Source organism: Tenacibaculum sp. MAR_2010_89 (genome assembly GCF_900105985.1).
GTDB lineage: Bacteria > Bacteroidota > Bacteroidia > Flavobacteriales > Flavobacteriaceae > Polaribacter > Polaribacter halocynthiae.
In genome coordinates this window covers 155,970-170,321 of the sequence record NZ_FNUB01000005.1, presented here as the reverse complement: position 1 = coordinate 170,321, position 14,352 = coordinate 155,970, and the positions used below count along the sequence as shown (strand labels likewise).

Annotated in this window: 12 protein-coding genes; 10 read left to right on the top strand and 2 right to left on the bottom strand. The window is 29.6% G+C overall.

All coding sequences use genetic code 11. The features are described from left to right. Positions 1–8 precede the first annotated feature (8 nt). Positions 9–1,784, bottom strand: a complete 1,776-nt coding sequence (locus tag BLV71_RS04440) for a chloride channel protein (RefSeq protein WP_093869382.1) — start codon at positions 1,782–1,784, stop codon at positions 9–11. Positions 1,785–1,791: 7 nt separating this feature from the next. Then, the gene (locus BLV71_RS04435) at positions 1,792–2,505 is read right to left on the bottom strand and encodes a DUF6503 family protein (protein ID WP_093869381.1); all 714 of its coding nucleotides are present in this window, start codon (positions 2,503–2,505) and stop codon (positions 1,792–1,794) included. 102 nt (positions 2,506–2,607) lie between these two features. Here BLV71_RS04435 and BLV71_RS04430 point away from each other — a divergent pair, with 102 nt between their 5' ends. The 10 genes from BLV71_RS04430 (at position 2,608) to BLV71_RS04385 (ending at position 14,350) form a co-directional block, all read left to right on the top strand. Then, positions 2,608–3,111: a hypothetical protein gene (locus BLV71_RS04430; protein WP_093869380.1), complete on the top strand. Its 504-nt coding sequence runs from the start codon at positions 2,608–2,610 to the stop codon at positions 3,109–3,111. A gap of 65 nt (positions 3,112–3,176) precedes the next feature. Continuing rightward, the gene (locus BLV71_RS04425; RefSeq protein WP_093869379.1) at positions 3,177–3,848 is read left to right on the top strand and encodes a hypothetical protein; all 672 of its coding nucleotides are present in this window, start codon (positions 3,177–3,179) and stop codon (positions 3,846–3,848) included. A 1-nt stretch (position 3,849) separates the two neighbouring features. Continuing rightward, entirely contained in the window at positions 3,850–4,857 is a 1,008-nt protein-coding gene (locus BLV71_RS04420; RefSeq protein WP_093869378.1) for a PspA/IM30 family protein, read from the top strand. Positions 4,858–4,878: 21 nt separating this feature from the next. Beyond that, positions 4,879–6,426: a phosphate ABC transporter substrate-binding/OmpA family protein gene (locus tag BLV71_RS04415; protein ID WP_093869377.1), complete on the top strand. Its 1,548-nt coding sequence runs from the start codon at positions 4,879–4,881 to the stop codon at positions 6,424–6,426. Further along, positions 6,426–7,397 carry an ABC transporter permease gene (locus BLV71_RS04410; RefSeq protein WP_093869376.1) on the top strand — a complete coding sequence of 324 codons (972 nt, stop codon included), beginning with the start codon at positions 6,426–6,428 and terminating at the stop codon, positions 7,395–7,397. Before BLV71_RS04415 ends, BLV71_RS04410 begins: the two co-directional genes overlap by 1 nt. Before the next feature lie 2 nt (positions 7,398–7,399). After that, the gene (locus tag BLV71_RS04405) at positions 7,400–8,209 is read left to right on the top strand and encodes an ABC transporter ATP-binding protein (protein WP_093869375.1); all 810 of its coding nucleotides are present in this window, start codon (positions 7,400–7,402) and stop codon (positions 8,207–8,209) included. A 56-nt stretch (positions 8,210–8,265) separates the two neighbouring features. Next, positions 8,266–9,576 (top strand): hypothetical protein, encoded by a 1,311-nt coding sequence (locus BLV71_RS04400; protein ID WP_093869374.1) that lies wholly within the window; start codon positions 8,266–8,268, stop codon positions 9,574–9,576. Positions 9,577–9,587: 11 nt separating this feature from the next. Continuing rightward, entirely contained in the window at positions 9,588–10,892 is a 1,305-nt protein-coding gene (locus BLV71_RS04395; RefSeq protein ID WP_093869373.1) for a hypothetical protein, read from the top strand. A 9-nt stretch (positions 10,893–10,901) separates the two neighbouring features. After that, positions 10,902–11,939, top strand: coding sequence for a hypothetical protein (locus BLV71_RS04390; protein ID WP_093869372.1), 1,038 nt, complete (start codon positions 10,902–10,904; stop codon positions 11,937–11,939). Between the two features lie 515 nt (positions 11,940–12,454). Further along, positions 12,455–14,350 carry an AAA family ATPase gene (locus tag BLV71_RS04385; RefSeq protein WP_093869371.1) on the top strand — a complete coding sequence of 632 codons (1,896 nt, stop codon included), beginning with the start codon at positions 12,455–12,457 and terminating at the stop codon, positions 14,348–14,350. Positions 14,351–14,352: the final 2 nt, after the last annotated feature.

Genomic DNA, 14,352 nt, shown 5'->3' with positions numbered 1-14,352 from the left:
ATTTTCTATTAAACAGTAAGTTCAATTAATTTAGTTCTGTAGGCAGATAGTAGTTTAGATTTAGAAATAAAACCAATATATTTTTTGTTTTTGATAACGGGTAAATTCCATGCGCCGCTTTCTTTAAATTTCTGCATTACTTTTTCAATACTATCATCATGAAAAATAATAGCTGGAGCACTTTTCATAAGTACTTGAATTGTTAGCGTGTCATACATTTCTTGTTCAAACATTAACGGACGAATATCGTCTAATAAAACAATACCTAAAAAACGATGTTCATTGTCTAAAACAGGAAAAATATTTCTTGATGATTTTGCAACGGCTTCTTTTAGCATTTTTCCTAGTGTCATTTCTGGGTGAATTATTTTAAAGTTTTTTTCAATTAATTTATCGATACGCATCATCATCATCACATTCTTATCTTTATTATGCGTAATAAGTTCCCCTCTTTTTGCTAGTTCTATTGTGTATATTGAGTTTGAAACGAAGTATTTTGTTAAGGCGAAAGATATAGCAACTACAAGCATTAAAGGGACAAAAAGATCGTAACCACCAGTAATTTCTGCAATTAAAAAAATAGCAGTTAAAGGAGCATGTAGTACGCCTGCCATTAGGCCGCTCATTCCAATTAATGTAAAGTTACTTTCAGAAACTTGACCACCTAACTCATTTATAATTTTAGCAAATACATTACCTAGTGCACTCCCCATTACTAAGGTAGGTATAAAAATTCCTCCTACTCCACCAGCAGCAAAAGTAGTGGTCATTGCAATAGCTTTAAAGACTGTTATTAAAAGTAAAAAAAGAACAACTATCCAAACGTTGTTAAAATCAATTTCATAAGGAAGGTCGTTAAGTGCTTCTTGAGCATTGTGTTCTAATAAGCTATTAATTATATTATAACCTTCACCGTACAAAGGTGGTATTAAATATAACATAAAACCAATAGCAAAAGCACCAATAATCAATTTGTGAAAATCACTTTTGAAGTGGTTAAAAAAACGAGTGATTTTAAAATAAATTTTAGAAAAATATACAGATGCGATACCAGTTCCTAAGCCTAATAAAATGTAGAAAAATAGATCGTTAATTAAAAAGTCGTCTTGGAGTTTAAATCCTAATAAAACATCTTTTCCTAAGAAAAAATAAGAAACAATAACTCCAGAAACTGAAGCTAATAAAAGAGGGATGAGAGATGCAAAAGCTAAATCTAAACTAAAAATTTCAACAGCAAAAATAATAGCAGCAACTGGGGCTTTAAACATAGATGATACTGCTCCAGCTGTTGCACATCCAATTAGTAACATTCTAGTTTTGGTGTTCATATGAAACAGCTGTGCTATTCCAGATCCTAGCGCTGCTCCAGTGCTTACAGAAGGGCCTTGCAAACCAACAGATCCACCGAAGCCAACAGTTATTGGTGCTGTAATAAGTGAAGCGTATATTTTATATTGTTCAATAATTCCGCTACGTTTGGAAATAGCATGCAAAGTTGTTGAGATACCATGACCAATTTCCTTTTTAATAATTTTATTTTTAATATAGTAAACTAAGAATAATCCTATAATTGGAAAGATAAAATACAAAGAATAATGAATATCTTTTATAAACTTTCCTTCTAAAATATATTGAAAAAAGTAGGTTAAGTTTTTTAGAATTAGTGTGCCAATTCCAGCCAAAAAACCAACTAAAATACTTAAAACATAAATAAACTGACGTTCAGAAATGTTTTTGTACCTCCAAATAAGTATTTTTTTAAATAACGTTTTAGTATTAGGCATAGTTAATTTAAATCGAGTTGCTTTTTTCTAAAATATCACTTCCTAAATACTTGTTGTTTTTATTGTAATACCAAGCTCTATTTTTAGGCATTTTAATATCATTAATAATCTCTTCTTCTGACAATAATATATACTCACCACTATCTTTAGTGTTTTTAAAAAACTGATAAACTTCCATGGAATACGTTGTAGGATTAAAATAGAAATACCAAGTATCTTTGCCAACGTCTTTTTCATAAGTAACCTTTAAAACGATATAGTCTTGTCCTTTAAAATTTTTTCGCGTTGTTTTATTGTGAATTATAGTTCCTTTATCTTTTAGTTTCATTGGAAGACCATATAAGTAGGTGTAATAATTTTTATAAAGATTAGCTCGTTTACAGCTTAGATTGTGTTCTTTTTTTGTTTTTTCTGAGAGGTTGATTTTCTTATTAAATTCGATTTTACAAATACCTTTGTTGATAGAATACTCTGTAGTATTTTTATTTTTAAAAGCTTTTAAATAAAAATAATCAGACGGTAGGTCAATTGTAATTTCACTATTTCGAATTGGAGAATTAGGAGTAACCATATTCACCCATAATGTGCCCTTAAATGTTTTCCATTTATTATTTGGATCATGATATTGAATAGATTTCTCTAGTAATTCGAGTCCAGTTAATTCTTGGGAGAAAGATAAAATTGATAAAAGTAAAGCAAGAAGTGTGATTGCGTTTTTCATAGATTAAAAGTAACAAATATTCCCTAATTTTTTTATAAGTATATTGCTGAATCATTTTTTTTAACCTTAATAGAGCTATAAAACACAAGTAAATTACTTCAAATGACTGTACAAGATATTATAAACTTACTTAGTGATAAATCTAATATAATTATTAATTACTACGTTACATTACTTATTATTTCTTTATGTGGATTGCTGTTTGTTAAGGCACAGGATTTTAAAGCTCCGATCAATTATTTATACACAATTTTAATATATGCAGCTGTAATACCAGGATTGTTATCGATAATTTTAGTGGTTTATAATTTTTTCTTCTTAGGCCAAAACTTGATAACTCTTCAAGTGGTAACTTATTATTTGCCAATTATAGCTATGATTGTATTGTTATTAATCATAAAAAAAACAATCCCGTTACAACGAATACCTGGTTTTAGTAGATTGTCAGGGTTATTTATTATGATTTTCATAGCATTTATTGTTACCTATTTTATTCAACGAATTTTTATAGGTATCTTTTTTATTGGGAGCTTTATACACTTGATAGGTGTTTTTATAGTGCTTCTTATTGTGTTAAAAATAGGTTGGAGTAGGTTTGTTAAGTAATAACAATGCCTTTGTATACCTTATAATTCGTTATTTTTTTTAAATTTGTTAAAATTTGATTATTTATGCTAAAAAATTTAAAATCACTATTTATAGTAGATGATTCATCAGATGAAAAGAAAGAGCCTGAAAATAAAGAAGGAAAAGAGACTGTTGTAAAAAAGACGGAACAACCTGCAAAAAATAAAACTACTGTAAATGTACCTCCTACAAGTAAGGGAGCCGTTGATAATGCTATTATTGATAAGTTACTACAAGCTATAGAGAAAAATAATTTAGAAGGATTTGACTATTTGGAGTTTAAAAAAGCATTAAAGGCTTTAGAAAAAATCCCAATGGATGAAGCAACAAAATACAGATCAACTTATGCAACTGCATCAACAATGGGAGTTACATTAAGTAAGTTAATCGATTCAACAAAACATTATATTAGTGTTTTAGATAATGAAAACAACTCTTTTACAAAAGCTTTTGAAGGACAGTTAACCACTAAGGTTGGAGACAAAGAAAAAGAGATTGTTCAATTTGATGCAATAATTAAAGAAAAATCACAAAAAATAAAACAACTTACTGAAGAAATAACAAAACATCAGGCACAAATTTCTGAATTAAGAAAGGTTGTTGATGAGAGTAAAGCGAAAATAGATAAGACTAAAAATGATTTTAAGCTTTCTTATCACCATCTAAGAACACAATTAGAGCAAGATGTAGAAAAAATGAAACAATATTTAAAGTAATATGGAAAATTTAAAACCAAAATCTTTTTGGGAAAGACCTGAAGGAAAAACAGGAATGTTATTTACAGGTTTATTAGGAGCAGGAGCTTTATACGGGTTGTATAAAGTACTTCCATATCTAATTACTATTGTTGAAAATACTTTGTATTTAGGAGTTTTATTAGCTGTTTTGGGAGCTGTTATTTATATGATCTTAGATCCTAAAATGAGAAACTTGATTTTCTACATGTATAAATCATTTATGCGTTGGATAACAGGTATATTTATTCAGATTGATCCAATTGGTATTTTAAAAAGTTATGTAGACGATTTAAAAAGCAATTTGAAAAAAATGAATAAACAAATCGCTGTTTTAAAAGGACAGATGAGACGTTTACAACAAATTATTAACGAAAATAAGAAAAGCATAAATAGTAATTTAAAACTTGCAAACGCAGCTAAGCAGAAAGACAAGAAAGGAATAATGATTTTGAAGTCTAGAAAGGCTGGACGTTTAAAAGAATCTAATTTACGATTGGATGAGCTGTATAGGAAATTAGAAATTTTATACAGAGTATTAACCAAGATGTATGAGAATTCTGAAATTTTAGTAGAAGATATTGAAGATCAGGTAACTGTTAAGGAACAGGAAAGAAAAGCAATACGAGCAAGCCATTCTGCTATGAAATCAGCTATGGATATTATTGCTGGGAATTCAGATAAAAAAGAAATGTTTGATAGAGCTTTGGAAGCAATTGCAGATGATGTAAGTATGAAAATTGGAGAAATGGAACGTTTTATGGAAATGTCAAATAACTTTATGGACTCTATTGATTTACAGAATGGTATTTTTGAAGAAGAAGGACTGGAATTACTAGAAAAATGGGAAAAAGAAGGAGTTTCTTTAATATTAGGAAACCAAAAAGATATATTGGTAAATGATAGTCATAGTGTAGATTTAGATGCACCAATATTAAAAAATAATAGAGGAAATCAAGATAATCAATATTCAGATTTATTCAATTTTTAACAACAAATCAAATTATAAATTATGGCAGGAAAAAGACTAACTCCATTTTCAAAAATACTTATTGTTTTAGCAATAATTGGAGGGGTGTATTACCTATTAAATAAATTACGTGACCCTAAAGTAAAGCAAAAAATAAATGAAGTTACTTCAACATCTAGTTCTAAATCAAAAGATGGATACAAAGATGTTATTAATGTAGGTGTAGTAACTTGGGGTGGTTATGCAGGTGGACAATATTTTAATGAAGGATTTGAAGCAAATACGAACTCTAGATTTTACAAGGACTATGGCTTTAAAGTAAACTTTAAGGTAATTGATGATTTTGATGCTTCAAGAGATGCATTTAAAAATGGAGATATTGATTTAATGTGGGCAACAATTGATGCTTTTCCTACTGAAGTTGAAGGATTATCACAATACCAACCACAAGTAGTTTTTCAAGCAGATTGGAGTCGTGGTGGTGATGCAATTGTTGCAAGAAGAGGAATTAGAAAGGTTAGTGATTTAAAAGGTAAGAAAATTGCAGTAGCGCCTATGACGCCTTCTCATTCGTTTTTAATTTGGTTATTAGAAGCTGGAGATATTAAAACAAGTCAGGTGAAAATTGTAGAGGTACCAAGTGCTATTGATGCTGCAGACGCTTTTAAAAGTGGAACAGTTGATGCAGCAGTAGTTTGGAGTCCAGATGATGCTGATTGTGTTAGTAAAGTTGCTGGAGCACGTGTGTTAGAAAGTACTAAAAATGCAACACATATCATTGCTGATGTATTTGTTTCTAAGAAAAATTTTATTGAAAAAAATAAAGAACAACTTCGTGATTTATATGAAGGTTGGATGATTGGAGCTTCTGAACTTAATAATTCAGATGCGAATAAAAGAAAAGCAGCGAAAATTTTAGCTGAAGGTTTATCACAACCAGAAGATTTTTGTTATGATGCAATTAATAATGTGCGTTTAGCAACTCATGGAGATAATGAAAACTTTTTTGGTATGAATCAAAATTATAATGGTGTTACTGGAGAAGATTTATACAACAAAATGAAAGTGAAGTATAATAACTTAGGATATAATACTTCAGGAGCAAAAAGCTGGAGATTATTATCTACAAGAGATTTAGTGTCTAAAACAAAATCATTAATAGGAGCCAATCATACTTCTGAAAAACAAAAAGAGTTTACTGCGGCAAGTGAAACCGTAGCTAAAAAAGAATCACTTTCTTCTAAAAAAGTAAGTATCACTTTTAGAACTGGAGAATATCAGTTAAGTGATAATGCAAAGCAATTAATAGATGTTCAATTTACCCCAATAGCAAGAGCGTTTGCCAATGCTCGTATTAGAATTGAAGGGAATACTGATAATGTAGGAGGAAGGTCTTCTAATATTGCGCTTTCTAAAAGAAGAGCTAATTCTGTTGCTCAGTATTTAATAAGTGAGCATAACATGCCTAAAAACAGATTTATTATTGTTGGTAACGGGCCTGATAAGCCTATTGCTGGATGCGAAAGGAATCAAAATGCTAACTGTAAGGCAAAGAATAGAAGAACGGACTTTGAATTAGTAGTAGACTAATGAGTACTGATTTTAAAAAATTATTTGAGTTACGTGGAGAACTAGACTCAAAACAAAAAATTACGCTTACCATTTTGGGAAGCGTAATTCTTGTTTTAATATGGTTCTTAATGGCAGAAGTTTTATCAAATTCTGTTATCACACAAAATGGATCCATAAACGTTTCAACGTTAAAGCAAGAAAATAAACTTTATTATGAAAACGATTCTATATTAGTTGCTAGTTATGATAAATTAGAACTTTTAAATAAAGAAGAATTAGAGCAATATGGATTGATAAAAAATAAGGTATACCCATTGTTACCTTCTCCTATAAAAGTAATTAAAGCATTTCCTGAATTAAATAGAGATGATGATGTAATTGGAAATACATTCTTTTCTATAAAATTAAATATTTTTGGTTATTTATTAGCAATAGTTGTAGCTATTCCTATTGGTTTTTTATTAGGGTTAGTACCTTTGTTTAGAGGCTTGTTTAGTAAAATTATAGATTCGTATCGTTTTATTCCACTAACTGCTGTAACTGGTATTTTTATTATGTGGTTAGGTTTAGGAAGTCAGATGAAAGTGTCGTTTTTAGCCTTTGGTATAGTTGTATATTTAATTCCGGTAGTTGTTCAACGAATAGATGAGGTTCAAAAAGTATATTTAAATACGGTATTTACTTTAGGAGCTTCGCCTTGGCAAACAATAAAAACGGTTTACATTCCTTATGTACTTTCTAAATTAATTGATGATATTAGAGTGTTAACGGCTATTTCTTGGACCTACATTACTATTGTTGAAATGTTAAATAAAGGTGGTGGAATTGGTGAGTTAATATGGACAGCGAAAAGACAAAGTAGAATAGATAAAGCTTTTGCTATTTTAATAATTATTGTAATTATTGGAGTATTACAGGATAAGATTTTTGTAATGATTGATAAAGTATTATTTCCGTTTAAACATGTAAATAAAGGTAACAAACATTAGCTATGGCATTAGAATTTATAGATAATCCTACTACAGGAAATATTATTGAGTTACGCAACATACATCAATCGTATAATAATGGAAAAACTCAAATAATTGAAAATTTAGATTTATTAATTGAAGACAAACCCATGCAGGGGCAATTTGGTGTAATTTTAGGAATGTCAGGTTGTGGAAAATCTACATTGCTTAGATATATAGCCGGATTACAAGAACCAACTTCTGGTTCTGTATTGGTGAAAGGGAAACCTGTAAGTAAAGAAAACCGGGTAAGCATGGTGTTTCAGCAATACTCTTCTTTACCATGGATGACGGTACTAGACAATGTTGGTTTAGGATTACAGTTTCAGGGAATCTCTAAAAAAGAAAGAGATGAACGTGCAATGGAAATGATTCAACTGGTAGGTTTAGATGGGCATCAAAAAAAGTATGCACAATATCCAAACTTATCTGGAGGACAATTACAACGTGTTGCTATTGCTAGAAGTTTAATGTCGAACCCAGAAATTTTATTAATGGATGAACCTTTTGGTGCATTAGATGTGAAAACACGCTTACAAATGCAAGATCTATTAATAGGTATTTGGGAAAAATTTAGTCCAACCATCTTGTTTGTAACACATGATATTCAAGAAGCAGTGTATTTAGCAGATGATATTTATATAATGAAGCATGCGCCTTCAAATTTCGTAAAACATATTAATGTCGATCTACCTTTTAATAGAACTAGAGAAACGAAAAGATTAGCACATTTTGATGAATTAGTACATCAGGTTGAAGATGCCATGATGCAAATTGATGCTGGAAATTAGGTGGTTGTTTCAGTAATATATATTTTTGCACTAAATTAATTATTTAAAAAAATAGTATGAAAATAAAAATTGCAGTCATTGCTATGGTGACTATGTGTTTAGGAATTAAAGCACAAAACGAAGTAAGTACTTACTTTCAAGTTAATGCAGACAATTCAAATGGATATGTCGCATCAAAAATTTATTTAAAGAGTCATAGTAATGACAGAGGTACTGGATTATTTACTTTAGGACAAACAAATAATTGGTTTATAGGAAATCCATATACCGATCATGCAAATAGTTTTATGATTGGGGTTAGTAATAAAAGTGATGGTATTGACCCTATTGCTCAAAAAAGTTTTGCTAAATTTTATTTAAATGCCAATGGTAGAGTAGGGATTGGAACAACAACTCCAAGTGCTAAATTAGACGTAAGTGGGAATTTAGCATTTATTGCACCTGGAGGTACTTGGATTACTGGTAAAACAGGTAATGGTGGGATTACTTCTAATACTCAATTACAGACAGGTACTTACCATTCATTAATTAGGCAAAAAACATCTTCCGGTCATACTGTGAATTTAGGAGGAATAGGCAATTACTTTGGTATTTTTGGATTTGACAAAAATAGAACTAGTAATGGTTATGATCATAATATGGTTATGAACTTAGAAAATGGTAATATTGGAATTGGAGTGTTAATTGCTAAAACAAAGTTAGAAATTAACGGAAATCTTTCATTTACTGCGCCTGGAAGTAGTTGGATTACTGGTAAAACAGGTAATGGTGGGATTACTTCTAATACACAATTGGTAACAGGTAGTTATCATTCGTTAATTAGACAAAAAACATCTTCTGGACATACTGTGAATTTAGGAGGGGTAGGTGATTTTTTTGGTTTTTTCGGTTTTGATAAAAACAGAATTAATAATGGTTATGATCATAATATGGTAATCAATTTAAATACTGGTAATGTAGGTATAGGAACTTTAAATACAGGAAATCACAAGTTAGCTGTAGAAGGATCAATAGGAGCAAGAGAAATAAAAGTAGAAGCAAGCGGTTGGTCAGACTTTGTATTTGAAAAAGAATATAAATTACCAACACTTATTGAAGTAGAAAAACACATTAAAGAAAAAGGACATTTAAAAGATATCCCTAGTGCTAAGGATGTAGAAAAAAACGGATTCTTTTTAGGGGAAATGGATGCTAAGTTATTACAAAAAATTGAAGAGTTAACGTTGTATACTCTTAAGCAAGAGAAAAGATTAAACTCACAAAGCAAAGAAATTAAGGCGTTAAAACAGCAAAATTCTAAAATAGCTAAACAAGAAAAAGAGCTAAAAGAGTTAAAAATTTTGGTTAAAAGATTATTAGAAAAATAAAAAATATTTTTATGAAAACAAGAATGAAAATTACTATTGTAACAATAGTAGGGATGTGCATGGGGGTTACTGCACAAAACGAAGTAAGCACTTATTTCCAAGTTAATGCAGACAATTCAAATGGATATGTCGCATCAAAAATTTATTTAAAGAGTCATAGTAATGACAGAGGTACTGGACTGTTTACTTTAGGGCAAACCAATAATTGGTTTATAGGAAACCCTTATACTGATCATGCAAATAGTTTTATGATTGGGGTAAGTAACAAAAGTGACGGTATTGACCCAGTTGCTCAAAAAAGTTTTGCTAAATTTTATTTGAACGCCAATGGTAGGGTTGGAATTGGAACGACATCTCCAGAAGGGAATTTACAAATAGGTAGTGGAACTTTAAATGGTTTAATTACACTTGGAGGAGGAAAAGGATATTCATCAATTGGCTCAACACGTTCTGATGGTGGTTTAGTTTTAGGAAAAAATATTTATACGAGATATAATGGAGGAGATGATAATTTTGTTGCAAGAGTTGGTAAAACAAAAACTGATGGCTTTTCAGGAATAAAAATGGGACAAAATGGGCAAATTGATTTTTTTGGAAAAGAAGGAAATGTAACTCTTGACGAAGTTGCTAATTCTAACCAAAATATTAAATTAAGAATTGATACAAAAGGTAATGTAGGTATAGGAACAATAAATCCAAGTACTAAATTGGATGTGGCATCCAATTCATTTGGATTACCAGCAACTTCAGGTAGTTCACCAAATGGTTTTTTAAGAATTGGTTTTACAGATAGAAGCTGGGGTGGAACTGAAATTTTATCAGGTATAATTAATAGTCATAATCAAGATTATGCTGGATACATACAAGCTAAAAATCCAATTAATTATTCCCAAAATAGAACATTTTTAATAAATCCTCAAGGAGGAAAAGTGGGAATTGGAACAGAAAATATTCCTTCTGAATATAAACTTGCAGTAGCAGGGAAAACAATAACAGAAGAAGTTAAGGTTCAATTAAGAGAAAATTGGCCAGACTTTGTATTTGAAAAAAACTATAATTTACCAACACTTACTGAAGTAGAAAAACACATTAAAGAAAAAGGACACTTAAAAGATATCCCTAGTGCTAAGGATGTAGAAAAAAATGGATTCTTTTTAGGTGAAATGGATGCTAAGTTATTACAAAAAATTGAAGAACTAACCTTGTATACATTGGAGCAAGAGAAGAGATTAAAAGAGCAGGATAAAAAATTTGAGAAACAAGAAAAAGAATTAAAAGAGTTAAAAATTTTGGTTAAAAGGTTATTAGAAAAATAAAAAAAAAATATGAAAACAAGAATGAAAATTACTATTGTAACAATAGTAGGTATGTGCTTTGGGGTTACTGCACAAAACGAAGTAAGTAGTTATTTCCAAGTTAATGCAGATAATGGAAGTGGGTATGTTGCCTCTAAGATATTTTTAAAAAGTCATTCCGACTATAGAGGAGCAGGAATATTTACTTTAGGACAAACAAATAATTGGTTTATTGGAAACCCTTATACCGATCATGCAAACAGTTTTATGATTGGTGTAAGTAATAATAATGAGCTAAATACAGCTAGTTCTCAAAAAAGTTTTGCTAAATTTTATTTAAACAAAGATGGCGAAGTAGGGATTGGAACTACAACACCAAGTGCTAAATTAGATGTTAGAAATGGACACCTTTATGTTGGGGATGAGACTTTTTCAAATCCAGGTAGTTGGGGACAAACTATTAATATTGATGATAATGTACATTCAAGAATTTTAATAGAAGAGAGACAGACAGGTGTTCAAACAGCTCTATGGTCACATATGGGAGGGAATTCTAAAGTAGGAACTATATCTAATCATGATTTTGGAATTATGACAAGTAATGTTGCTCGAATGACAATTAAAACGAATGGTAATGTTGGAATTGGTACTACAGATACTAAAGGATTTAAATTAGGCGTAAATGGAAAAATAGCAACAACAGAAGTAAAAGTAGCGAGCTACGCGAATTGGTCAGATTTTGTATTTGAAAAAGAATATAAATTACCAACACTTACTGAAGTAGAAAAACACATTAAAGAGAAAGGACATTTAAAAGATATCCCTAGTGCTAAGGAAGTAGAAAAAAACGGATTCTTTTTAGGTGAAATGGATGCTAAGTTATTACAGAAAATTGAAGAGTTAACGTTGTATACATTGCAGCAAGAGAAAAGATTAAATGAAAAAGATAAAGAAGTTAAGCAATTAAAAGAACAGAATTCTAAAATTGAAAAGTTAGAAAAAGAAAACATAATATTAAAATCACTGTTAGAAAGAGTTACTAAATTAGAGAAGGCGATAAAGAAGTAATTCACTATAATAAAACGTCATTACGAGGAGGCACGACGAAGTAAACTTATTAAAGAGAGTTGAAAAGTTAAGTTTAGAATAAAAAATAAATAGACTACTTTATTTCACTGCGTTTCATTCGTAGTGACGATTTTAAATGTCATTACAAGGAGGAACGACGAAGTAATCTGTTGTTTACTAGTTTAAATTTATAGTTTAGTAATGAAAACAAAGACTACTTTGCTCCACTTCTTTACGCGCTTAGTGACAATTTTGTTGGTTATTACGAAGGGAGGAACGACGAAGTAATCTTTTAAATTTGAGGTTAAAATATATTTAAAGTATTTAAAATATACTATTTGTAGCCTTCATAAGTAAAGGTTGTATAAAGAGCAATGTGTTTTTAAAAATAGATGCATCTTTTTATGCAACCTTTTTTATATATTTAAACTTTTCAATTTTTATTTACATAAAATTATGTTAGCTAAATCTAAATAGATTTATTTAATTTCTGTAAAATTATTATAAACAAAGTTATGTACAGTACAAAACACTATAAAATTGTTGATCGTTTTTTTTTGCAATTAAATGAAACTGTTCAACCCTTTTTTTTTAAAGGAAAAACAGTAAATCCAATTAAAATAGTAAGTTTATCGAATGTTTTTTCTTCATTAAAATTAAAAGAAGAAGATTTATTGTTGTTATACTCTACAAAAAAAGATCAAAGTCAGCTAGATTTTATTGTAACATCAAAAAAAATACATACTAAAAACTTGGTGTTGCCATTAACAGTAAACTCTTTAGATCATACTGCATTTAGTTTTTTTCCTAAAGAGCATATAGCCTATTTAAAAAAGTTAATAGAAAATCTTCATTTACAACAAAAAGAAGAAAAAAAGAATTTAGAGTATTTTACAAATAAGTTTAAAGATTTTGTAAATCAAAAAGAGAATGGAGATAAAGATTATGCAATTGAGCATGATTTTTTAGAAATCTTAAAAGAAGAAGGAGAGAAAATTCAGGAATTAGCTGAAGATTTAAATAGAAATAAACATTTTTCTAATGTAATCAATACCATTGTAAATAAAACAGATGATGCTATAGAGTTTAAAGCTGAACATGTAATTTTACAAGACATTATAAAAGTATATAATAAAACATATGGATTACATGATGCTACCAATGAGGAAGCAACCTTAAAAGTGAAATTCTTACTAGCTTTTCTGTTTGAAAAACTTCAGGGAAATGATATTATTAGTAGTTTAACAATTGAACGAATTAATAAATTTGTAACGTCTAATAGTTTTGATAAAAATATTGAGATTATTCAAAAAGCTTCATTGTTTGATTTAGGAGAAGCATATAAAAATGAGTTTCTATTACCTTCAATATTAAAGAAACTAGATAATAAGCACTTTACAAATACAGGAGCCTTTTTATACCGTATAGCAACATTAATTTCAAAAGCTGATGGAACTATTTCTGAAGAAGAAGAAAAAGCATTGAAAGAAATTAATAATAGTGTATCACGCCCTAAGCAAAAATTACAAGGAGTAACACAAACTGAAGTAGATGAAAATGAAACGTTGCAAGATGTATTAGATGAATTGAATGAATTGATAGGGTTAGATACTATTAAAATTGCTGTTCAAGAATTAGCAAACTTTTTAAAAGTTCAAAAACTACGAGAAAAAGAAGGGCTAAAATCGGTAAATAATTCATTGCACTCTGTTTTTATGGGACCTCCTGGAACAGGAAAAACGACGGTTGCTCGTTTGGTTTCTAAAATATATAAACACCTTGAATATCTTGAAAAAGGGCATTTAATAGAAACGGATAGAAGTGGTATGGTTGCTGGGTATGTTGGTCAAACTGCTTTGAAGGTTGAAGAGATTGTGAATACCTCTTTAAACGGTGTGTTATTTATTGATGAAGCGTATGCATTATCAAAAGATAATAAACAAGATTTTGGGAATGAAGCTATAGAGGTGTTATTAAAAAAGATGGAAGATCACCGAAAAGAGTTGGTGGTAATTGTTGCAGGATACCCAGATGAAATGAAAAATTTCATTACATCAAATCCTGGGCTACAATCGCGTTTTAATAGATACTTTACGTTTGATCATTACAAGCCAAGTGAGTTAATTGGTATTTTTGAGTTGTTCTGTAGAAAGAATGATTTTGTATTAATAGAGGATGCGAAAGAGAAATTGCATTTTATTTTTGATAAGTTTTACGAAAAGAAAGATAAAAATTTTGGAAATGCACGTGTGGCAAGAAATTTATTCGAAAAAATAATAGAATACCAAGCTAATAGAATTGTGAGTATTGCTCCAATAACAGTTGAGATTTTAAAAACAATAACAGAAGAAGATATTCCGCCAGTAAATAAAACAGTAGAAGAGTATTTACAATTTCAAGAAAAGGAATAAGT